The 18,813-nt window shown below is 59.2% G+C and carries 33 protein-coding genes; all 33 read right to left on the bottom strand.

Annotated features, from left to right (window positions below; all coding sequences use genetic code 11):
* Position 1 precedes the first annotated feature (1 nt).
* The 33 genes from DESUT3_RS05780 to rpsL all read right to left on the bottom strand — a co-directional run bounded on the left by DESUT3_RS05780 (position 2) and on the right by rpsL (position 18,744).
* Positions 2 to 1,018 (bottom strand): DNA-directed RNA polymerase subunit alpha, encoded by a 1,017-nt coding sequence (locus DESUT3_RS05780; protein ID WP_221251492.1) that lies wholly within the window; start codon positions 1,016 to 1,018, stop codon positions 2 to 4.
* A gap of 42 nt (positions 1,019 to 1,060) precedes the next feature.
* Positions 1,061 to 1,690, bottom strand: coding sequence for a 30S ribosomal protein S4 (gene rpsD, locus DESUT3_RS05775; RefSeq protein ID WP_221251491.1), 630 nt, complete (start codon positions 1,688 to 1,690; stop codon positions 1,061 to 1,063).
* A gap of 20 nt (positions 1,691 to 1,710) precedes the next feature.
* A complete protein-coding gene (gene rpsK / locus DESUT3_RS05770; protein ID WP_221251490.1) occupies positions 1,711 to 2,106 on the bottom strand; it encodes a 30S ribosomal protein S11 in 396 nt (131 codons plus the stop codon).
* 11 nt (positions 2,107 to 2,117) lie between these two features.
* Entirely contained in the window at positions 2,118 to 2,486 is a 369-nt protein-coding gene (gene rpsM / locus DESUT3_RS05765; protein ID WP_221251489.1) for a 30S ribosomal protein S13, read from the bottom strand.
* A 21-nt stretch (positions 2,487 to 2,507) separates the two neighbouring features.
* Positions 2,508 to 2,621 carry a 50S ribosomal protein L36 gene (gene rpmJ / locus DESUT3_RS05760; protein WP_066725456.1) on the bottom strand — a complete coding sequence of 38 codons (114 nt, stop codon included), beginning with the start codon at positions 2,619 to 2,621 and terminating at the stop codon, positions 2,508 to 2,510.
* A gap of 87 nt (positions 2,622 to 2,708) precedes the next feature.
* Positions 2,709 to 3,455 carry a type I methionyl aminopeptidase gene (map, locus tag DESUT3_RS05755; protein WP_221251488.1) on the bottom strand — a complete coding sequence of 249 codons (747 nt, stop codon included), beginning with the start codon at positions 3,453 to 3,455 and terminating at the stop codon, positions 2,709 to 2,711.
* 2 nt (positions 3,456 to 3,457) lie between these two features.
* On the bottom strand, positions 3,458 to 4,105 hold the full coding sequence (locus tag DESUT3_RS05750) for an adenylate kinase (RefSeq protein ID WP_221251487.1): 648 nt from the start codon (positions 4,103 to 4,105) through the stop codon (positions 3,458 to 3,460).
* A gap of 17 nt (positions 4,106 to 4,122) precedes the next feature.
* Positions 4,123 to 5,433 carry a preprotein translocase subunit SecY gene (secY, locus tag DESUT3_RS05745; protein ID WP_221251486.1) on the bottom strand — a complete coding sequence of 437 codons (1,311 nt, stop codon included), beginning with the start codon at positions 5,431 to 5,433 and terminating at the stop codon, positions 4,123 to 4,125.
* A gap of 1 nt (position 5,434) precedes the next feature.
* Positions 5,435 to 5,875 carry a 50S ribosomal protein L15 gene (rplO, locus tag DESUT3_RS05740; RefSeq protein ID WP_221251485.1) on the bottom strand — a complete coding sequence of 147 codons (441 nt, stop codon included), beginning with the start codon at positions 5,873 to 5,875 and terminating at the stop codon, positions 5,435 to 5,437.
* Positions 5,876 to 5,894: 19 nt separating this feature from the next.
* Positions 5,895 to 6,074, bottom strand: a complete 180-nt coding sequence (gene rpmD, locus DESUT3_RS05735; protein WP_221251484.1) for a 50S ribosomal protein L30 — start codon at positions 6,072 to 6,074, stop codon at positions 5,895 to 5,897.
* A gap of 24 nt (positions 6,075 to 6,098) precedes the next feature.
* A complete protein-coding gene (gene rpsE / locus DESUT3_RS05730; protein ID WP_221252482.1) occupies positions 6,099 to 6,590 on the bottom strand; it encodes a 30S ribosomal protein S5 in 492 nt (163 codons plus the stop codon).
* A 26-nt stretch (positions 6,591 to 6,616) separates the two neighbouring features.
* Entirely contained in the window at positions 6,617 to 6,985 is a 369-nt protein-coding gene (rplR, locus tag DESUT3_RS05725) for a 50S ribosomal protein L18 (protein WP_221251483.1), read from the bottom strand.
* 35 nt (positions 6,986 to 7,020) lie between these two features.
* Entirely contained in the window at positions 7,021 to 7,560 is a 540-nt protein-coding gene (gene rplF / locus DESUT3_RS05720) for a 50S ribosomal protein L6 (RefSeq protein ID WP_221251482.1), read from the bottom strand.
* 26 nt (positions 7,561 to 7,586) lie between these two features.
* The gene (gene rpsH, locus DESUT3_RS05715; RefSeq protein ID WP_221251481.1) at positions 7,587 to 7,985 is read right to left on the bottom strand and encodes a 30S ribosomal protein S8; all 399 of its coding nucleotides are present in this window, start codon (positions 7,983 to 7,985) and stop codon (positions 7,587 to 7,589) included.
* Between the two features lie 23 nt (positions 7,986 to 8,008).
* Positions 8,009 to 8,194, bottom strand: a complete 186-nt coding sequence (locus tag DESUT3_RS05710; protein WP_221251480.1) for a type Z 30S ribosomal protein S14 — start codon at positions 8,192 to 8,194, stop codon at positions 8,009 to 8,011.
* A gap of 1 nt (position 8,195) precedes the next feature.
* On the bottom strand, positions 8,196 to 8,759 hold the full coding sequence (gene rplE, locus DESUT3_RS05705) for a 50S ribosomal protein L5 (protein WP_221251479.1): 564 nt from the start codon (positions 8,757 to 8,759) through the stop codon (positions 8,196 to 8,198).
* A gap of 12 nt (positions 8,760 to 8,771) precedes the next feature.
* Positions 8,772 to 9,101, bottom strand: coding sequence for a 50S ribosomal protein L24 (gene rplX, locus DESUT3_RS05700; RefSeq protein WP_221251478.1), 330 nt, complete (start codon positions 9,099 to 9,101; stop codon positions 8,772 to 8,774).
* A 24-nt stretch (positions 9,102 to 9,125) separates the two neighbouring features.
* The gene (gene rplN / locus DESUT3_RS05695) at positions 9,126 to 9,494 is read right to left on the bottom strand and encodes a 50S ribosomal protein L14 (protein WP_221251477.1); all 369 of its coding nucleotides are present in this window, start codon (positions 9,492 to 9,494) and stop codon (positions 9,126 to 9,128) included.
* Between the two features lie 10 nt (positions 9,495 to 9,504).
* Positions 9,505 to 9,771, bottom strand: coding sequence for a 30S ribosomal protein S17 (gene rpsQ, locus DESUT3_RS05690; RefSeq protein WP_221251476.1), 267 nt, complete (start codon positions 9,769 to 9,771; stop codon positions 9,505 to 9,507).
* Between the two features lie 21 nt (positions 9,772 to 9,792).
* Complete coding sequence (rpmC, locus tag DESUT3_RS05685) at positions 9,793 to 9,981, bottom strand: 50S ribosomal protein L29 (RefSeq protein WP_221251475.1); 189 nt, start codon at positions 9,979 to 9,981, stop codon at positions 9,793 to 9,795.
* Positions 9,971 to 10,396 carry a 50S ribosomal protein L16 gene (rplP, locus tag DESUT3_RS05680; protein WP_221251474.1) on the bottom strand — a complete coding sequence of 142 codons (426 nt, stop codon included), beginning with the start codon at positions 10,394 to 10,396 and terminating at the stop codon, positions 9,971 to 9,973. Before rplP ends, rpmC begins: the two co-directional genes overlap by 11 nt.
* Positions 10,397 to 10,422: 26 nt before the next feature.
* Positions 10,423 to 11,058 carry a 30S ribosomal protein S3 gene (gene rpsC, locus DESUT3_RS05675; protein WP_221251473.1) on the bottom strand — a complete coding sequence of 212 codons (636 nt, stop codon included), beginning with the start codon at positions 11,056 to 11,058 and terminating at the stop codon, positions 10,423 to 10,425.
* 20 nt (positions 11,059 to 11,078) lie between these two features.
* On the bottom strand, positions 11,079 to 11,411 hold the full coding sequence (rplV, locus tag DESUT3_RS05670) for a 50S ribosomal protein L22 (protein WP_221251472.1): 333 nt from the start codon (positions 11,409 to 11,411) through the stop codon (positions 11,079 to 11,081).
* 25 nt (positions 11,412 to 11,436) lie between these two features.
* Positions 11,437 to 11,715 carry a 30S ribosomal protein S19 gene (rpsS, locus tag DESUT3_RS05665; RefSeq protein ID WP_221251471.1) on the bottom strand — a complete coding sequence of 93 codons (279 nt, stop codon included), beginning with the start codon at positions 11,713 to 11,715 and terminating at the stop codon, positions 11,437 to 11,439.
* A 36-nt stretch (positions 11,716 to 11,751) separates the two neighbouring features.
* Positions 11,752 to 12,576 carry a 50S ribosomal protein L2 gene (rplB, locus tag DESUT3_RS05660; RefSeq protein WP_221251470.1) on the bottom strand — a complete coding sequence of 275 codons (825 nt, stop codon included), beginning with the start codon at positions 12,574 to 12,576 and terminating at the stop codon, positions 11,752 to 11,754.
* A 33-nt stretch (positions 12,577 to 12,609) separates the two neighbouring features.
* On the bottom strand, positions 12,610 to 12,903 hold the full coding sequence (locus tag DESUT3_RS05655; RefSeq protein ID WP_221251469.1) for a 50S ribosomal protein L23: 294 nt from the start codon (positions 12,901 to 12,903) through the stop codon (positions 12,610 to 12,612).
* Positions 12,903 to 13,523 (bottom strand): 50S ribosomal protein L4, encoded by a 621-nt coding sequence (rplD, locus tag DESUT3_RS05650; protein WP_221251468.1) that lies wholly within the window; start codon positions 13,521 to 13,523, stop codon positions 12,903 to 12,905. Before rplD ends, DESUT3_RS05655 begins: the two co-directional genes overlap by 1 nt.
* Positions 13,524 to 13,555: 32 nt before the next feature.
* Positions 13,556 to 14,194: a 50S ribosomal protein L3 gene (gene rplC / locus DESUT3_RS05645; protein WP_221251467.1), complete on the bottom strand. Its 639-nt coding sequence runs from the start codon at positions 14,192 to 14,194 to the stop codon at positions 13,556 to 13,558.
* A gap of 29 nt (positions 14,195 to 14,223) precedes the next feature.
* A complete protein-coding gene (rpsJ, locus tag DESUT3_RS05640; RefSeq protein WP_221251466.1) occupies positions 14,224 to 14,532 on the bottom strand; it encodes a 30S ribosomal protein S10 in 309 nt (102 codons plus the stop codon).
* Positions 14,533 to 14,547: 15 nt separating this feature from the next.
* Complete coding sequence (gene tuf, locus DESUT3_RS05635) at positions 14,548 to 15,747, bottom strand: elongation factor Tu (protein ID WP_221251454.1); 1,200 nt, start codon at positions 15,745 to 15,747, stop codon at positions 14,548 to 14,550.
* Between the two features lie 17 nt (positions 15,748 to 15,764).
* Complete coding sequence (gene fusA, locus DESUT3_RS05630) at positions 15,765 to 17,843, bottom strand: elongation factor G (RefSeq protein ID WP_221251465.1); 2,079 nt, start codon at positions 17,841 to 17,843, stop codon at positions 15,765 to 15,767.
* Between the two features lie 36 nt (positions 17,844 to 17,879).
* The gene (gene rpsG, locus DESUT3_RS05625) at positions 17,880 to 18,350 is read right to left on the bottom strand and encodes a 30S ribosomal protein S7 (RefSeq protein WP_221251464.1); all 471 of its coding nucleotides are present in this window, start codon (positions 18,348 to 18,350) and stop codon (positions 17,880 to 17,882) included.
* 22 nt (positions 18,351 to 18,372) lie between these two features.
* On the bottom strand, positions 18,373 to 18,744 hold the full coding sequence (gene rpsL / locus DESUT3_RS05620) for a 30S ribosomal protein S12 (RefSeq protein WP_221251463.1): 372 nt from the start codon (positions 18,742 to 18,744) through the stop codon (positions 18,373 to 18,375).
* Positions 18,745 to 18,813 lie beyond the last annotated feature (69 nt).

Below are 18,813 nucleotides of genomic sequence, written 5' to 3'. Positions count from 1 at the left end.
ATCAGTCTTCCTCGCCACCCTTCTGAATCATTTTGAGGTATTCGGGATCGGGAAAATTTTCCAGCTTCATCCCGAGAGTAAGACCCATTTCTGCAAGAATGTCCTTGATTTCGTTCAGGGACTTGCGGCCGAAATTCTGGGTCTTGAGCATTTCCGCCTCGCTCTTCTGCACCAGTTCGCCGATCAGGCGAATATCGGCATTTTTCAGGCAGTTGGCGCTGCGCACCGACAGCTCGAGTTCCTCCACGGTCCGGTAGAGGTTTTCGTTGATCTTGCGTGACTCCTCGGCTTCGCCCTCGAACTCCGGCTCTTCCTGCTCGTCGAAGTTGATGAAGATCTGCAGCTGATCCTTGAGGATCTTGGCCGCGTAAGCCACGGCATCGTCAGGGCGGACACTGCCGTCGGTGTGGACTTCGACGGTCAGCTTGTCGTAGTCTGTGATCTGCCCGACGCGGGCGTTGGTCACCGCAAAGTTGACCTTTTTAACCGGCGAGTAGATCGCGTCGATGGGGATCGTTCCGACCGGGGACTTTTCGTCCCGGTTGCGCTCGGCAGGCACGTACCCCTTGCCCAGGGCGACCACCATATCCATCTCGACATCGGCCTCCTTGGAGCAGGTGGCGATGTGATGCTGAGGGTTGAGGATCTCCACATGGGAATCGGTGATGATGTCCCCGGCGGTGATCACGCCAGCACCCTTCTTTACGATGCGAATGTTGCGGGCCTCGGTGCCGTGCAGCCTGAGCAACACGCCCTTGAGGTTGAGGATGATATCGGTGACATCCTCGGTAACCCCGGCGACAGTGGAGAACTCGTGAAGCACACCCTTGATCCGCACCGAGGTGATGGCCGCACCCTGCAGCGAGGAGAGCAGCACCCGCCGCAACCCGTTGCCGAGAGTGGTACCGAAACCGCGCTCGAAGGGTTCGGCAAAGAACTTGCCGTAGGTGGCGGTCAGGGTATCGGCTTCGACCTGGAGGCGCTTGGGCTTGATGAGGTCTCTCCAGTTTTTATACATTCGTATCCTCCGTATTGAGGTTACATCCGGTGGATGCCAGGATTACTTGGAGTAAAGCTCGACGATGAGGTGCTCCTGGAATACCGGCGTGGTCATCTCCTCGCGAACCGGCAGGGTCTTGACCGTCCCCTTGAAAGCGGCCCGGTCGAGCTCCACCCAGGAGGGGATCCCGCGACGCATGACGCCGTCCAGCGCCTCGTTGATGCGGGCGACCTGGCGGCTTTTCTCACGCAGTTCCACGGTGTCTCCGGGGCGAACCAGATACGAAGGAACATTGACCTTGCGGCCGTTCACCAGGAAGTGTCCCTGACGAACCAGCGACCGCGCCTCACTACGGGAGGTGGCGAAACCAAGGCGATAGATCATGCTGTCCAGCCGCCGCTCGAGAAGCACCAGCAGATTCTCGCCGGTAACCCCCTTCATCCGATCGGCCTTTGCGAAATAACCCCGGAACTGCTTCTCGAGCAGACCGTAGGTGCGCTTGACGCGCTGCTTTTCACGCAGCTGGGTGCCGTAATCGGACACCTTGATGCGCCCCTGGCCATGCTGGCCGGGAGCATAGTTGCGCCGCTCAACGGCACATTTGTCGGTATGGCATCTGTCCCCCTTGAGGAACAGCTTCATGTTTTCCCTGCGGCACAGCCGGCAGACGGGACCTGTATATCTAGCCAACGTTCATCCTCCTTGTCTGGTTAAACTCTTCTGCGCTTGGGGGGACGGCAGCCGTTATGAGGGATGGGGGTAACGTCCTTGATGACCGTGATGGTCAGCCCCGCTCCCTGCAGCGCACGCAGAGCCGATTCCCTGCCGGAACCGGGGCCCTTGACATGCACCTCGACACTGCGCAACCCATGCTCCTGGGCTTTTTTGGCAGCGCTCTCCGCCGCCATCTGGGCAGCGAAAGGGGTGCTCTTGCGCGAGCCTTTGAAGCCCATCCCCCCAGCGGTGGCCCAGGAAATCACATTACCTGCCACGTCAGTGATGCTGACGATGGTATTGTTGAACGTCGCCTGAATATGAACAACACCGTTGGCGATGTTTTTCTTTTCAACCTTTTTTCTTACGACTTTCTTGCCAGGCTTAGCCATGGTTCCTCCAATTATTTCTTCTTGCCGGCCACAGTCTTGCGCGGACCCTTACGAGTGCGGGCGTTGGTTTTGGTTTTCTGCCCGCGCACCGGAAGACCGCGACGGTGACGCAGACCGCGGTAGCAGCCGAGGTCCATGAGCCGCTTGATGTTCATGGAAATTTCCCGACGCAGGTCGCCTTCGACCTTGTTTTCGCGGTCGATGACTTCGCGGATCTTGCCGACTTCAGCCTCGGTCAAATCGTCCGACCGGGTGTTGAAATCGATCCCGGCCTTGGCCAGGATGTCCTGGGAGGTGGAACGACCAATGCCGTATATGTAGGTGAGAGCCACCTCGATGCGTTTATTTCTCGGTAAATCGATACCAGCGATGCGTGCCAATGTCTGATCCTCCTAATCCCTTTATCCCTGTTTCTGCTTGTGCTTGGGGTTTTCACAGATGATCCTGACAATGCCCTTGCGTTTGATGACCTTGCATTTGTCGCAGATCGTCTTTACCGAAGCTCGGACTTTCATGTGCGTTTCCTCTGGGGTTGAATGTTTTTCAAAAATAGAAACGAGCCGGCATCGGACTTCCGGGTTGCCAGCCCGCCAAACAATCACTCACAGCCGGGTAAGAATTTCCGGCCCGTTCTCGGTTACAGCTACCGTGTGCTCGAAGTGAGCCGAGGGCTTCCCGTCGAGCGTCACCGCCGTCCACCCGTCAGAGAGGATCCTGACGCCTGGAACCCCGGCGTTGATCATGGGCTCGATAGCCAAAGTCATACCGGCCTTGAGCACCGGCCCCTGCCGGGGCGGACCGAAGTTCGGGATCTGTGGCGATTCGTGCAACTGCCGGCCGATGCCATGGCCGACGAACTCGCGCACCACACTGAACCCTTCGGCCTCGACATACGCCTGAACCGCGTGGGAGATGTCGGACAAACGTCCCCCGACCACCGTGGCCTCGATGGCCAACTCCAGCGACTTCTCGGTAACCCGCAGCAGCCGAAGCTTTTCTTCGCCAACATCACCGACCGCAATGGTCAGGGCGGAATCCCCGTAGAACCCCTTGTGGATAACCCCAAAATCGATACTCAGGATATCCCCGGCCTTGAGCGGCTCACTGTCGGCGAAACCGTGAACCACCTTTTCGTTCGGCGAGGCGCAAATCGTAAAGGGAAACCCTCCGTACCCCTTGAACGCGGGACGCACCTTGTGCTTCCGGCACTCTTGCTCGGCGAGCCGGTCCAGCTCCAGGGTAGTTACCCCTGCCACGACCCGCTCTTTCAGCACCTGGAGGATCTCGGCGACGATGACCCCGGCTTCCCGCATCAACCTCAGCTCTTCGCGGGACTTGATGATAATCACTTTCAGGCCGCCTGCAGAATGGCCAGAATCCGCTCCCTGACGGCGTCCATGGGCAGCATGCCGTCCACCGCCGAGAGCAGCCCGTCGCGCCGATAGTAATCGATCAGCGGCATGGTCTGCTGATGATAAACCTGAAGCCGGTTGCGGATCGTGGTTTCCTGGTCGTCCTCACGCTGAAAGAGCTCGCCGCCGCAGGCATCGCAGCGACCGGCCTCTCCCGGAGGGTCGAACTTGATGTGATAGCCCTTACCACAGCCGCGGCAGGTCCGCCGCCCGGTGAGCCGCTCGACCAGAGCCTCGGTGTCGACCTCGAGGGAGATCACCGCATCCAACTCCTTGCCCAGGGACGCCAGCGTAGCCTTGAGCGCATCGGCCTGCGCCTCGGTGCGCGGAAACCCGTCCAGAATGAACCCCTTTTCGCAGTCCGGTTTCTGCAGCCGCTCACGCACGATGCCGACCACCACCTCGTCGGGGACCAGCCCGCCGGCGTCCATAAACGCCTTGGCCTTGACACCCATGGGCGTCCCTTCCTTGACGGCCGCCCTGAGGATATCCCCGGTAGAGATCTGGGGGATATCGAAACGTTCGGTAAGCATTTTGGCCTGGGTACCCTTACCGGCACCCGGAGGACCAAGCAGAATCAATTTCATAACAGTTCTCCGCCTTCCTATCCGTGTCGTCCCTTAAGGGTCACACCCTTCATGAACCCCTCATACGACCGGGAGATGAGATGCGCCTCAATCTGCGAGGCGGTATCCAGGCCGACGCCGACCACGATCAGCAGAGAAGTCCCACCGAAGTAAAAAGGCACATTGAACTGCCCGATAAGCACGGTGGGCAAAACACAAACGGCAGAAACGTAGAGTGCGCCAGCAAAGGTCAGCCGGCCAAGAGTGGTATCCAGGTATTCGGCAGTCGCCTTACCAGGCCGAATCCCGGGGATATACCCCCCTTGTTTCTTGACGTTGTCCGCCACATCGACAGGGTTAAAGGTTACAGCCGTGTAGAAATAGCAGAAGAAAATTATAAATGCAACGAAAAAAACATTATATAGCCAGTGCGTCGGCGTCATCATGCCGGCCAGGGTCTGCACCCAGGGCACGTCCACCAAGTTGGCAACGGTGGCGGGAAACATGATGATCGAGCTGGCGAAGATCGGCGGGATGACGCCGCTCATGTTAATCTTCAGGGGCAGATGGCTGGTCTGTCCACCGTAGTTGCGCATCCCCACCACGCGCTTGGCGTAGTGGATCGGTACCCGTCGCTGACCGCGCTCCATGAAGATGATGGCCCAGATGACGCCAACCATGACCACCAGGAGAAAGAGCATCACCACCGGCGAAATGGCTGCGGTTTTCATCAGCCGGATCGAGTTAACCACCGCCGCCGGTGCGTTGGCCATGATCCCGGCGAAGATGATCAGCGAGATCCCGTTGCCGATCCCCCGCTCGGTGATCTGCTCGCCCAGCCACATGATGAAGGCGGTTCCGGCAGTCAGAGTGATGATGGTCAGCAGAATAAAGCCGTAGCCCTGGTCGGGGACCACCGGTTCACCGGCCGGTCCCCGCATGGTCTGCAGTCCGATGGCAATCCCCGCCCCCTGAATGATCGAAAGCAGGATGGTACCGTAGCGGGTCCACTTGGTGATGGTCTTGCGCCCCTGCTCGCCTTCTTTCGAGAGCCGCTCGACCGGCTCGAAGACAACCGTCAGCAGCTGCAGAATGATCGAGGCGCTGATGTAGGGCATAATGCCCAGAGCGAAGACCGTCATGCGCTCCAGAGCACCGCCGGTAAAGGCGCTGACCAGGCCAAGCAGGGTCCCTTGAGTTCCTTCAAAGAATTTTGCGAGAACCTGCGCATCAACCCCGGGGGTCGGCACATGACAACCGACCCGGTAAACTGCCAGCATGCCGAGGGTGAAAAGAATCCGGCGCCGCAGTTCGGGGATACCGAAGATATTCTGGATGGCGGTGAACACCTTAGATAACCTCAGCTTTGCCGCCGGCTGCTTCGATCTTCTCCACGGCCGACTGGCTGAATTTGTGAGCCTTTACGGTAAGGGCCTTGGTCAGTTCTCCATCACCAAGCACCTTGACGCCATCATGAATTTTCTTCACCAGACCGGCCTGGCCGAGGGCGGCCACGTCGACCACGGTCCCGGCCTCAAACAGCTCGAGATCCCGCAGGTTGACCAGAGCGTACACCTTCTTGTCGAGAGACTTGAAGCCACGCTTGGGAAGCCGCCGCTGCAGGGGCATCTGCCCCCCCTCGAAGCCGGCCTTTACACCGCCGCCGCTGCGGGCGTTCTGCCCCTTGTGGCCCTTGCCGGCAGTCTTGCCGATACCAGATCCGGCGCCACGGCCGATACGCTTTCTATTTTTCGTCGAACCGATTGCCGGTTTCAAATTGCTCAGATCCATTTCCACAATCCTTATTGAATCAGTCTTCGACCGAAACCATGTGTTCAACTTTACGGATCATCCCGCGAATCTCCGGGGTATCCGGAACAACCACCGTCTTGTGCAGCTTGGTCAGACCAAGCCCCTTAAGGACCTTGGTGAAGTATTCATTGCGGCCGATGCCGCTTTTTTTAAGGGTAACTTTAATTTGATCGGCCATGACAATCTCCTTGGCGATGATGCCTTATTCCCCGGCGGCAATTCCCCGGCGCTCATAGATCTCTTCAGGGCTCTTGAGCTGGGAAAGCGCGTTGATGGTCGCCTTGACCACATTATGGGGGTTGTTGGAACCGAGGCATTTCGACAGGATGTCACCCACCCCGGCCACCTCGAGGATGGCGCGGACGGCACCGCCGGCGATAACCCCGGTACCTTCAGAGGCAGACTTGAGCAGAACCTTCCCGGCGCCGAACCGCCCCTGCACGTCGAAGGGGATGGTCCGCCCTTTCAAGGGGACCTTGATCAGGCTCTTCTTGGCCTGCTCAACCCCCTTGCGGATCGCCTCGGGCACTTCTTTGGCCTTGCCCAGCCCGAAGCCGACATGGCCCTGGCCGTCGCCAACCACCACCAGAGCGGAGAAGCTGAAGCGACGTCCACCTTTAACGACCTTGGCGCAGCGGTTGATGTGGATGACGCGGTCGTTCAAGTTCAGTTCGTTGGGATCGATGCGATGCAAAGACATCCTCTTATACCTTCCTTTACCTAGAAAGACAGGCCAGTTTCCCGTGCCGCATCGGCCAGCGCCTTGACGCGGCCATGGTACAGGAATCCGTTGCGGTCAAAGACCACCTGCTTGATGTTTTGTTCCAGGGCCTTTTTGGCGATGGCGACACCCACCGCTTTGGCAGCCTCAACGTTGCCGGTATATTTCTGACCCTCGGCGACGTCTTTGGAGACGGTCGAGGCAGTAACCAGGGTACGCCCGGTGGAGTCCTCGATAATCTGAGCGTAGATATGCTTGGCGCTACGGAATACGCTCAGCCGGGGACGCTCCTGGGTGCCTTTTACCTTGCGGCGCACCCGCACCTGACGCTTGGCGCGTGCCAGTGACCTTTTGCTAGCGACGTTCACAGTCTTTCTCCTTGGCCTATAAATAACTTATCTGTTTATTTCTTACCGGTTTTGCCGGCTTTGCGCAGAACCCGCTCGTCGGCGTACATGACACCCTTGCCCTTGTAGGGCTCGGGCTCACGGAAGGAGCGGATCTTGGCGGCAGTGGCGCCGACCAGTTCCTTGTCGATCCCCTTGACGGTGACCTTGGTCTGCTTTTCAACTTCGGCGGTGATTCCGGCCGGCAGGGCGTATTCGATGGGATGCGAATACCCCAGGGCCAGGTTAAGCACGCTGCCCTTGAGCTCGGCGCGGTAACCCACGCCATTGATCTGCAGGACCTTCTGGAACCCCTTGGTAACCCCTTCGACCATGTTGGCGATCAGGGTGCGGGTCAGCCCCAGCATGGAGGTATCGGTGTTTTTTTCGTCCTGCGACTTGACGGTGATCTTGTCCGCCTCCACAGCCACGGTGACGCCGGCGGCGATGGAACGGCTGAGTTTGCCGTTGGGCCCCTGCACGTTGACCGTCTCGCCTGAGACGGCGACCTTCACACCAGAAGGTATATCAATCGGTTTTTTCCCAATTCTCGACATCGTTAAAACTCCTTAGGCGGTGTCTCTTACCAGACAGTGCAGAGAAGTTCGCCACCGACCTGGGCCTCACGGGCGGCCCCGTCGTGCATCACGCCCTTGGAAGTCGACAGGATAGCGCACCCCAGGCCGTTCTTGACCAGAGGGATCTCATCCTTGCCCACATAGACGCGCCGCCCGGGGGTCGATACCCGCTTGATTTCATGGATCACGTGCTTGCTATCATTGTCGAATTTCAGGTAGATCCTCAGCACGCCCTGCTTGTCGTCGCTGACCACCTTGAAATTCTTTATATAGCCGAGATCCTTGAGCACCGTGGCTACGGCCACTTTCAGGTTGGACGAAGGCATGTCCAACTTCTGGTGCTTCGCCAGGCCCGCGTTGCGAATGCGGGTCAGCATATCCGCGATAGGATCGGTCATTGCCATGGATGCAACTCCTTAAGTTCTCGTTACCAGCTAGACTTGACGACACCCGGGATTTTCCCTTCGGACGCCAGTTTCCGCAGACAAATTCTGCACATGTCAAATTTACGATAATAGGCTCTGGGGCGCCCGCACAGCGGACAGCGGTTGTATTCCCTGACGGCGAATTTCTTGCCCCGGGCAGCCTTGATCATCATCGATTTCTTAGCCACTTTAATCCTCCGCTTTCCGTTGCTGGCCGGTTCTGAAAGGCATCCCGAGCTGAGTCAGCAGGGCGCGCCCTTCCTCATCCGTCCTGGCCGAGGTGACGATGGTCACGTTCAGGCCCTTGACCTTGTCGATCTTGTCGAAGTCGATCTCGGGGAAGATGATCTGCTCCCGGATGCCCAGGGTGTAGTTGCCGCGGCCGTCAAAGGCCTTGGGCGAAACCCCCTTGAAGTCACGTACGCGGGGCAGAGCGATGTTCACCAGGCGGTCCAGGAACTCGTAGGCCCGGTCGCGGCGCAGGGTCACCATGCAGCCGATGGGCATACCCTCGCGCAGCTTGAAGGTGGCGATGGAGTTCTTGGCTTTGGTGATAACCGCCTTCTGGCCCGTGATCCGGCCAAGCTCTTCAACCGCGGATTCGAGAACTTTGATGTTCTGGATCGCTTCTCCGAGCCCCATGTTGACGACGATTTTTTCGATCCGGGGGACCTGCATGATGTTCTTGAGCTGAAGCTCTTTCATCAGGCGAGGAGCCACCTCGGTCTGGTACATCTCTTTAAGTCTGGCCATGGAAACTCTCCGTTACTTGTCCACGATCTCGTTGCACTTCTTGCAATAGCGAGCCTTGCTGCCGTCCTCGAGAACCCGCATTCCGGTCCGAGTCGGTTTGTTGCAGGCGCCGCAGAGCAGCAGGACGTTGGATGCGTCGATTGCTGCCTCCTTCTCCACGATCCCCCCCTCCTGGTTGGCCCGGGTGGGGCGGGTGTGCCGCTTGACCACATTGAGGTTTTCAACGGTCAGTCGGCCCTTCTCGGGGAAAACACGGGAGACCTTGCCGGACTTGCCCTTTTCCTTCCCCGCTATGATCATCACCATGTCATCTTTTTTGACATGAAGTTTTTTTGCCGCCATCTGTCTATTCTCCCACTTGCTTTATTAAAGAACCTCGGGTGCCAGCGACACGATCTTCATGAAGCGGCGTGCCCGAAGTTCGCGGGCGACGGGACCGAAAATACGCGTACCGACCGGCTCACCAGCCGCGTTGACGACCACGGCCGAATTCTTGTCGAAGCGAATGTACGATCCGTCAGGTCGGGGCACTTCCTTGGCGGTGCGCACGATCACGGCGCGAACCACGTCGCCCTTCTTGACCCTGGAATTCGGCAGCGCCTCTTTGACGGAGCAGATGATGATGTCCCCGAGGCCGGCATACTTGCGCTTGGAGCCGCCGAGAACCTTGATGCAGCAGAGTTTCCGGGCCCCGGAATTGTCCGCGACATCAAGCGTGGTCTGCATCTGAATCATGGTTTATCTCCTAAACGATAACGTTTTTTTCCAGAATCTCGCGGACTCTCCACCGCTTGTCACGAGACAGCGGCCTGGTCTCCACGATCAGCACCTTGTCACCAACACCGCAGGCATTCTGCTCGTCGTGCGCCTTGAAGGTGATTCTGCGTTTGATGTATTTTTTGTAGACGGGATGCTTGACCAGGTGGTCGACCTTTACTACGACGGTCTTGTCCATCTTGTCACTGATCACGATCCCGACCCGGGTTTTCCGATTTCCACGTTCAGTCGTCATAACTTTCCTCGACAATCCTCTTTAGCCCTGCTTCTCGCGCAGCAGGGTCTTGACCCGGGCGATGTCCTTCCTGGTCTCTTTAATCCGGGAGCTGTTCTCCAGATGGCCAGTATGCAGCTGAAAGCGCAGGTTAAACAGTTCCTGATTCAATTCGCTGCTCTTCTTTTCGAGCTCGTCGACACCGAGATCCCGCAATTCCTTAGCCTTCATGCCCTGCCTCCTCACGCATTACGAACTTGGTTTTCACAGGCAGCTTGTGCGCCGCAAGGCGGAAGGCTTCACGGGCGATGCTCTCCTCGACACCCTGCATTTCGTAGAGCACCACCCCCGGCCGGATAACGGCTACCCAGCTGTCGGGAGAACCCTTGCCCTTACCCATACGGGTTTCGGCAGGCTTACGGGTCAACGGCTTGTCGGGGAAAACCCGGATCCAGATTTTCCCGCCACGCTTGATGTAGCGGGTCATGGCACGACGGGCGGCCTCGATCTGGCGAGAAGAGAGCCAGCCACAAGTGGTGGCCTGCAGCCCGAAATCGCCGAAGTTCAGCTCGGTTCCCCCTGCAGCGGCGCCTTTCATGCGCCCCTTAAACGTTTTTCTATGTTTAACCTTCTTGGGCATTAACATGACTTAGTTACTCCTATCCGAACTCTTTACTGTTCCCGCGAGAGGACTTCGCCCTTGAAGATGAGAACCTTGACACCGATGATGCCGTAAGTGGTCTTCGCCTCGGCGAACCCGTAATCGATATCGGCCCGCAGGGTGTGCAGAGGCACACGACCCTCGCGGTACCACTCGGTGCGGCTCATCTCGGCCCCGCCGAGGCGCCCGCTGCAGTTGATCTTGACGCCCTGCGCGCCGAATTTCAGCGCCATGCTGACGCTCTTCTTCATCGCCCGGCGGAAGGCAACGCGCCGCTCGAGCTGCAGGGCGACGTTTTCCGCCACCAACTGAGCATCGACTTCGGGCTTGCGGACTTCCTGAATGTTGATGAAGACTTCCTTGTCGGTGAGTTTGGCCAGCTCTTTCTTCAGAGCCTCGACTTCGGAACCCTTCTTCCCGATGATGATCCCGGGACGCGCGGCGAAAATGTTAACCTTCGCCTTGCTGGCGGCACGCTCGATCTCGATCTTGGAGATGCCGGCGTGATACAGCCGCTTCTTGAGGTAGTTGCGCAGCTTGATGTCTTCATGGAGCAGACTGGCGTAATCGCCTTCGGCGTACCACTTCGAGTCCCAGGTCCTGATGACCCCGAGACGAAACCCTACAGGATGAACTTTCTGGCCCAAACTATCACCTCCTTAATGGCTTATTTCTCGTCCAGCACCACGGTGATGTGGCTGGTCGGTTTGCGGATGCGGGTAGCGCGCCCCTGTGCACGGGGAAGAAAGCGCTTCAGGGCCGGGCCCTGATCCACGGTAATGGTTTTCACATACAGCTTATCCACGTCCCCCACGCCCTTCTGCTCGGCATTGGCAACCGCGGAGCTGACCAGCTTCGACACCACAGCGGCGGCTTTCTGCGGGGAGAATTTCAAAGCGTTCAGGGCGTCCTGAACACCTTTGCCGCGGATCATATCCACAACCAGACGGGTTTTCTGGGGGGACAGCCGCACGTAGCTCAACTTAGCTCTGGCTTCCATAAACTAAAACTCCTTGGCGGAATCGCTATTTTCTCTTGCTTTTCTTGTCCGCGCCGTGGCCGTAGTAGGTGCGGGTGGGAGCGAACTCCCCCAGCTTGTGCCCGACCATGTTTTCGGTTACGAAAACCGGGACGAATTTCTTGCCGTTATGCACGGCAAAGGTATAACCCACGAACTCAGGGACGATGGTCGAGCGCCGCGACCAGGTCTTGATGACCTTGTTGCTGCCAGCGCCACCAACCTTGTCAACCTTGCGGCTCAAACTGTCCTGGACGTACGGCCCCTTCTTGATTGATCTAGCCACTTCCGTCTCCTCTATCGCTAAAAAAAATAGACCTTGTTACTTGGTTCTGCGCCGCACGATGAACCGGTCGGTACGCTTGTTGGAACGGGTCTTGTACCCTTTGGTCGGAATACCCCAGGGGGTAACCGGATGCCGGCCACCGGAGCTCTTGCCCTCGCCACCGCCGTGGGGGTGGTCGACCGGGTTCATCGCCACGCCGCGCGACTGCGGGCGCTTGCCGAGCCAGCGGTTGCGGCCGGCCTTGCCGATCTTGATGTTCTCGTGATCGGCGTTGCCCACCTGGCCGATGGTGGCGCAGCAATCCTGCAGCACCAGGCGAACTTCGCCGGAGGGCAGACGCAGCTGGGCGTACTTGCCTTCCTTGGCGGCGATCATGGCGTAGGTGCCGGCGCTGCGGGCGAGCTGACCACCCTTGCCGACCTTGAGCTCGACATTGTGGACCCAGGTGCCCAGCGGAATCGAGCGGATGCTCAGGGCGTTGCCCGGCTTGATGTCGGCCTGCTCGCTGGCGATGATGGCGTCACCGACCTGGATGCCCAGGGGCGCCAGGATGTAGCGCTTCTCCCCGTCGGCGTAGTTGAGCAGGGCGATATTGGCGGAGCGGTTGGGGTCGTACTCGATGGAGACGACCGTCGCTGGGATCTCTCTCTTGTCCCGCTTGAAATCGATAATCCTGTACTTGCGCTTGTGCCCGCCGCCAGTATGGCGCTTGGTGATCCGGCCGTAGTTGTTGCGTCCGCCGTTTTTCTTCAAGGGAGCCAGAAGCGATTTCTCAGGTGCCCCTGTCGTGATCTCCTCGAAGGTGGAGGCGGTCATGCTACGGCGACCCGGCGAGGTCGGCTTGAACTTTTTGATCCCCATTATAGTAACTCCGTATCGCTTGGTAACAGTCGTTTAGACGCCGAAAAAGTCGATGTCGCTCCCCTCGGCCAGGGTCACGTAGGCTTTTTTCCAGTTGGAGCGCTTGCCGATATTACGACCGAGACGCTTGGTCTTGCCAGCGACCAGACTGGTATTGATCTTTTTCACCTTGACGTCGAAGGCCTTTTCGATTGCCTGCTTGATCTCGATCTTGTTGGAATCGATGGCCACTTCGAAGGCGACGACCTTTTCCTTGACCGCGTCCTTCTGGAGGCTGGTCTTTTCGGTGATCAGCGGTTTCCTGATGATCTGATGCAACGGTCTCATTACCCTAACGCTCCTTCCAGTTGCGACACGGCCCCTTCGGTGATGACGAGGTTGGAATACCTCATCACGTCGTAGACATTGACCCCTTCGGCACGCAGAACCTTGACGTTGGGAAGATTGCGGGCCGAGAGTTCGACGTTGACATTGGCCTGGTCGATGACCACCAGGGTGCTGTCGAGCTCGAAGCGCTTCAGAACCTCCACGAACCCCCTGGTGCTGATCTTCTCAAGCTCGAGGGCGTTGAGGACGGTCAGCTGCTCACCTTTGTAGCGCGCCGACAGGGCGCTGCGCAGGGCGGCTTTCTTCACCTTGCGGTTGAGCTTGAACTGGTAGTCCCGGGGGGTAGGTCCGAACACGGTGCCGCCGCCGACGAAATGGGGGGCGCGAATGGTCCCCTGCCGGGCGTTGCCGGTGCCCTTCTGCTTGTAGGGCTTCTTCCCGCCGCCGCGGACTTCACCGCGGGTCTTGGTATCCGCCGTACCCTGCCGGCGAGCCGCCAGCTGGTAGCGCACCATATCGTGAATCAGGTAGCCCCGGACATCGTCGTTGAAGACGTTATCGGCAAGCTCACGCTCGGACACCTGTTTTTTGTTGATATCGTAAACTGCTATCTTAGCCATGGTCTGTCTCCCAAATCCCTAATTCACCGGGCCTATTTTTTAGCCTTGACGGCCTTACGGACCATCACAACCGCATTTTTCGGCCCGGGAATGGCGCCCTTGACCAGAATCAGGTTCTGTTCGGGACGCACCTCCACAACCTGGAGGTTCTGGGTGGTCACCCGCGCATTACCCATCTGGCCGGCCATCTTCTTACCCTTGAAGACCCTCGAGGGCCAGGCGCTGCAGCCGATGGAGCCAGGAGCGCGGTGGAACATCGAGCCGTGAGTGGAACGACCACCGGCGAAATTCCAGCGCTTGATAACCCCCTGAAACCCCTTGCCCTTGCTGGTCCCGATGACGTCGATGACGTCGCCGGCGGCAAACATTCCTTCGCAGGTGATTTCATCCCCGACATTAACGTCATCGACGTTTTCGGCGCGGAATTCACGCAGAGCCCCGAAAGCGCCCTTGCCGGCCTGCTTGAAGTGCCCCATCAGCGGTTTGTTGACCCGGTGGCTTTTCTTGGCGCCGAAGCCGAGCTGAACCGCATTGTAACCGTCGGTGTCCACCGTTTTCTTCTGCAGGACCACGCAGGGGCCGGCTTCGACGACCGTCACCGGGATACGCCGCCCGTCCATGGCAAAGACCTGGGTCATCCCCAGCTTCTTACCCAAAATTCCCTTTATCATTGCTGGTACCCTTATCCTGAAAAAAATTCTTAAAGCTTGATTTCAACGTCGACCCCGGCAGAGAGGTCGAGCTTCATCAGCGCGTCCACAGTCTGCTGAGTCGGCTCCAGGATATCGAGAAGCCGCTTGTGGGTGCGCATCTCGAATTGCTCGCGGCTCTTCTTGTCGACATGCGGGCCACGCAGCACGCAGTACTTGTTGATGACCGTAGGCAGCGGGATCGGACCTGCGACCCGGGCGCCGGTGCGCTTGGCGGTGTCGACGATTTCGTTCACGGAGAGATCGAGCAGCTTATGATCATAAGCCTTCAAACGGATTCTGATTTTCTGGTTCTGCATTGGTTGATTCCTCTATTACTCGATAATATCGCTGACGACGCCGGCGCCGACGGTGCGGCCCCCTTCACGGATGGCGAAGCGCAGTTCCTTGTCCATGGCGATCGGGGTGATCAGCTCGACGGTCATGGCGATGTTGTCGCCAGGCATGACCATCTCGGTCCCCTCGGGCAGTTGGACGATCCCGGTCACGTCGGTGGTCCGGAAGTAGAACTGGGGGCGGTACCCTTTGAAGAACGGAGTGTGGCGCCCGCCCTCTTCCTTGGTCAGGATGTATGCCTCGGCCTTGAACTTGGTGTGCGGGGTGATGCTGCCGGGCTTAGCCAGAACCTGACCGCGCTCGATGTCCTCACGCTTGACGCCGCGCAGCAGCACGCCGACGTTGTCGCCGGCCTGGCCCTGATCGAGCAGCTTGCGGAACATCTCGACGCCGGTGACCACGGTCTTGGTGGTGGCCTTCATGCCGACGATCTCGACTTCCTCGCCGACCTTGACCACACCGCGCTCGACGCGGCCGGTGGCCACGGTGCCGCGCCCGGAAATCGAGAACACGTCCTCGACCGGCATCAGGAACGGACGGTCGATGGCGCGCTCGGGCTCCGGGATGTAGCTGTCAACGGCGGCCATCAGCTCGAGGATGCACTTGCAGGCAGCGCAGTCTTCCTTGCCGCAGCCGCACTCGAGGGCCTTCAGGGCGCTGCCGGCAATGATCGGAATCTCGTCGCCGGGGAAGTCGTAGGTGCTGAGCAGTTCGCGAACTTCCAGCTCGACCAGCTCCATCAGCTCGGCGTCGTCGACCATGTCGGCCTTGTTCAGGAACACCACCATGGCGGGCACGCCGACCTGACGGGCGAGCAGGATGTGCTCGCGGGTCTGGGGCATGGGGCCGTCGGCGGCGGAGCAGACCAGGATGGCGCCGTCCATCTGCGCAGCACCGGTGATCATGTTCTTGACGTAGTCGGCGTGGCCGGGGCAGTCAACGTGAGCGTAGTGCCGGTTGTCGGTCTGATACTCGACGTGGGCGGTGGCGATGGTGATGCCGCGCTCGCGCTCCTCGGGAGCGTTGTCGATCTGGTCGAAGGCCTTGAACTCAGCCCCGCCGCGGGATGCGAGAACCCGGGTGATGGCAGCGGTCAGCGTGGTCTTGCCATGGTCGACGTGACCGATGGTGCCGATATTGACATGGGGCTTGGTTCTTTCAAATTTGGCTTTGGACATGCTGGAACCCTCCCTGATTAGCCCTTGACCTTGGCGACGATCTCGTCGGCAATGGATTTGGGAACCTGCTCATAGTGGTCAAAGACCATGGTGTAAGTGGCGCGGCCCTGGGTGGCGCTGCGCAAGTCGGTAGCATACCCGAACATGCTGGCCAGCGGCACATGGGCGTTGATCACCTGGGCGCCACCGCGCCCTTCCATCCCCATGATCCGCCCACGGCGGCTGTTGAGGTCGCCCATGACGTCGCCCATGTATTCCTCGGGGACCACGACCTCGACGGCCATCATCGGCTCGAGCAGCACCGGAGCGGCCTTGGCGGCGCCCTCCTTGAAGCCCATGGAGCCGGCGATCTTGAAGGCCATCTCCGAAGAGTCAACATCGTGGTAAGAACCGTCGAAGCAGGCGACCCGGACGTCGACCATGGGGAACCCGGCGAGGACACCGTTTTCCGCGGCCTCTTCGGCACCCTTGCCGACAGCAGGGATGTATTCCTTGGGAATAACGCCACCCTTGATCTCGTCGACGTATTCGAAGCCGGAGCCGGGCTCGAGAGGCTCGATGCGCAGCCAGCAGTCGCCATACTGGCCACGGCCACCGGACTGACGCACGAACTTGCCCTGAACCTCGACCTTCTTGGTGATGGTTTCGCGGTAGGCGACCTGGGGAGCGCCAACGTTGGCCTCGACCTTGAACTCGCGCTTCATGCGGTCGATAATGATCTCGAGATGCAGCTCACCCATCCCGGAGAGGATGGTCTGGCCGGTCTCCTCGTCGGTGCGGCAGCGCAGCGAGGGGTCCTCCTGGAGCAGCTTGCCGAGGGCGACGCCCATCTTCTCCTGATCACCCTTGGTCTTGGGCTCGACGGCGATATGAATAACCGGCTCGGGGAATTCCATGGATTCGAGCAGGCAGACGATCTTTTCGTCGCAGAGCGTGTCGCCGGTGGTGGTCACCTTGAGCCCGACGGCAGCGGCGATGTCGCCCGAGTAGACCTGCTTGATCTCCTCACGCTTGTTGGCGTGCATCTTGAGCAGGCGCCCGAAGCGCTCTTTCTTGCTCTTGGTGGCGTTGAGCACCGAGGAGCCGGACTCGGCCACCCCGGAGTAGACGCGGAAGAAGGTAAGCTGGCCGACGAAGGGGTCGGTCATGATCTTGAAGGCCAGGGCAGCGAAGGGCCCGTTGTCATCGGCAGGCCGGCTGATCTCTTCCTGGGTGTCGGGATTAATCCCCTTGATGGCCGGTACGTCGGTGGGCGAGGGCATGTAATCGACGACGGCGTCGAGCAGATTCTGCACGCCCTTGTTCTTGAAGGCGCTGCCGCAGAGTACCGGGTTGATGGCCAGCGAAGTGGTCACCTTGCGGATCCCGGCCTTGAGTTCGGGCACGGAGATCTCTTCGCCCCCGAGGTACTTCTCCATCAACTCCTCGTCGTGGGAGCAGACCTCCTCGATCAGGGCGTCGCGGGCAGCCTGTGCCTCATCGGCCATATCGGCGGGAACATCAATGATTTCGAATTTGGCACCGAGAGACTCGTCGTCCCAGACGATGGCCCGCATCTCGACCAGGTCGATGACGCCGCGGAAGTACTCTTCCTTGCCGATAGGGATCTGGATGGGCACCGGGTTGGCACCCAGGCGGTCACGCATCATCTTGACGCCACGATCGAAATCGGCGCCGATGCGGTCCATCTTGTTGATAAAGGCGATACGGGGAACCCCATACTTGTCAGCCTGCCGCCAGACAGTCTCGGACTGGGGCTCAACGCCCCCGACCGAACAGAACACGGCGACCGACCCGTCGAGAACACGCAGAGAACGCTCCACCTCGATGGTGAAGTCGACGTGCCCGGGGGTGTCGATGATGTTGATACGGTGATCTTTCCAGAAACAGGTGGTGGCGGCGGAGGTGATGGTTATGCCGCGCTCCTGCTCCTGAGCCATCCAGTCCATAGTGGCCGCGCCATCATGGACCTCACCGATCTTATGGGAAATACCGGTGTAGAAAAGAATACGCTCGGTAGTCGTGGTCTTGCCGGCGTCGATGTGCGCCATGATACCGATATTACGGGTTTTCTGTAGAGAGACTTGGCGTGCCACAGCTGAACTTCCTCCAAGAGAGCCTTATGCTCTGCCTTACCAGCGGTAATGGGCGAAGGCCTTGTTGGCCTCGGCCATCCGGTGGGTATCTTCTTTCTTCTTCACCGATGCGCCGCGATTGTTCGCCGCATCGAGAAACTCACCAGCCAGACGCTCCTGCATGGTCTTCTCGCCACGCCCCCTGGAGTAGGAAACGATCCAGCGGATCGCCAGGGCGTTCCGGCGCTCAGCGCGGACCTCGACGGGCACCTGGTAGGTCGAACCACCCACACGCCGGGACTTTACCTCCAGCATCGGCCGCACATTGTCCACCGCCTTCTTGAACACTTCCAGCGGCTCGTCGCCCGAGCGCTTGGCAATGATGTCGAACGCGCCGTAGACAATGGACTCGGCCACGCTCTTCTTGCCGTCGACCATGATGGCGTTCATGAACTTGGCAACCAGGCGATCACCAAACTTGGGGTCGGGGAGAATAACCCGCTTCGCAACTTCTCTTCTTCTCGGCATAACGTCCTCTCAGACCTTCTCTTTATTTAGGCCGCTTGGCCCCGTACTTGGAACGACCCTGCATACGACCCTTGACACCTGCGAGGTCCAGAGTGCCGCGCACCATGTGATAGCGCACACCCGGAAGGTCTTTGACGCGGCCGCCGCGAATCAGCACAACGGAGTGCTCCTGAAGGTTGTGGCCCACCCCGGGGATATAGGAGGTGACCTCCACCCCGTTGGTCAGGCGCACACGAGCAACCTTACGAAGCGCGGAGTTAGGCTTCTTGGGGGTAGTGGTATAAACACGGGTACACACCCCCCGCTTCTGAGGATTGCTCTGAAGCGCAGGCGCAGTGGACTTGTTCTCTTTTTTCTCGCGCCCTTTGCGGATCAACTGATTAATAGTCGGCATCTACTTACTCCCGAATTCGCGTATTCTTAATGTTAAAAGAGCACTTATCTTCTAGCGGGAAAAACCCGC

Origin of the sequence: Desulfuromonas versatilis, from assembly GCF_019704135.1 — a bacterium.
Lineage (GTDB): Bacteria > Desulfobacterota > Desulfuromonadia > Desulfuromonadales > NIT-T3 > Desulfuromonas_A > Desulfuromonas_A versatilis.
This window is presented reverse-complemented; position numbering and strand designations above follow the sequence as displayed.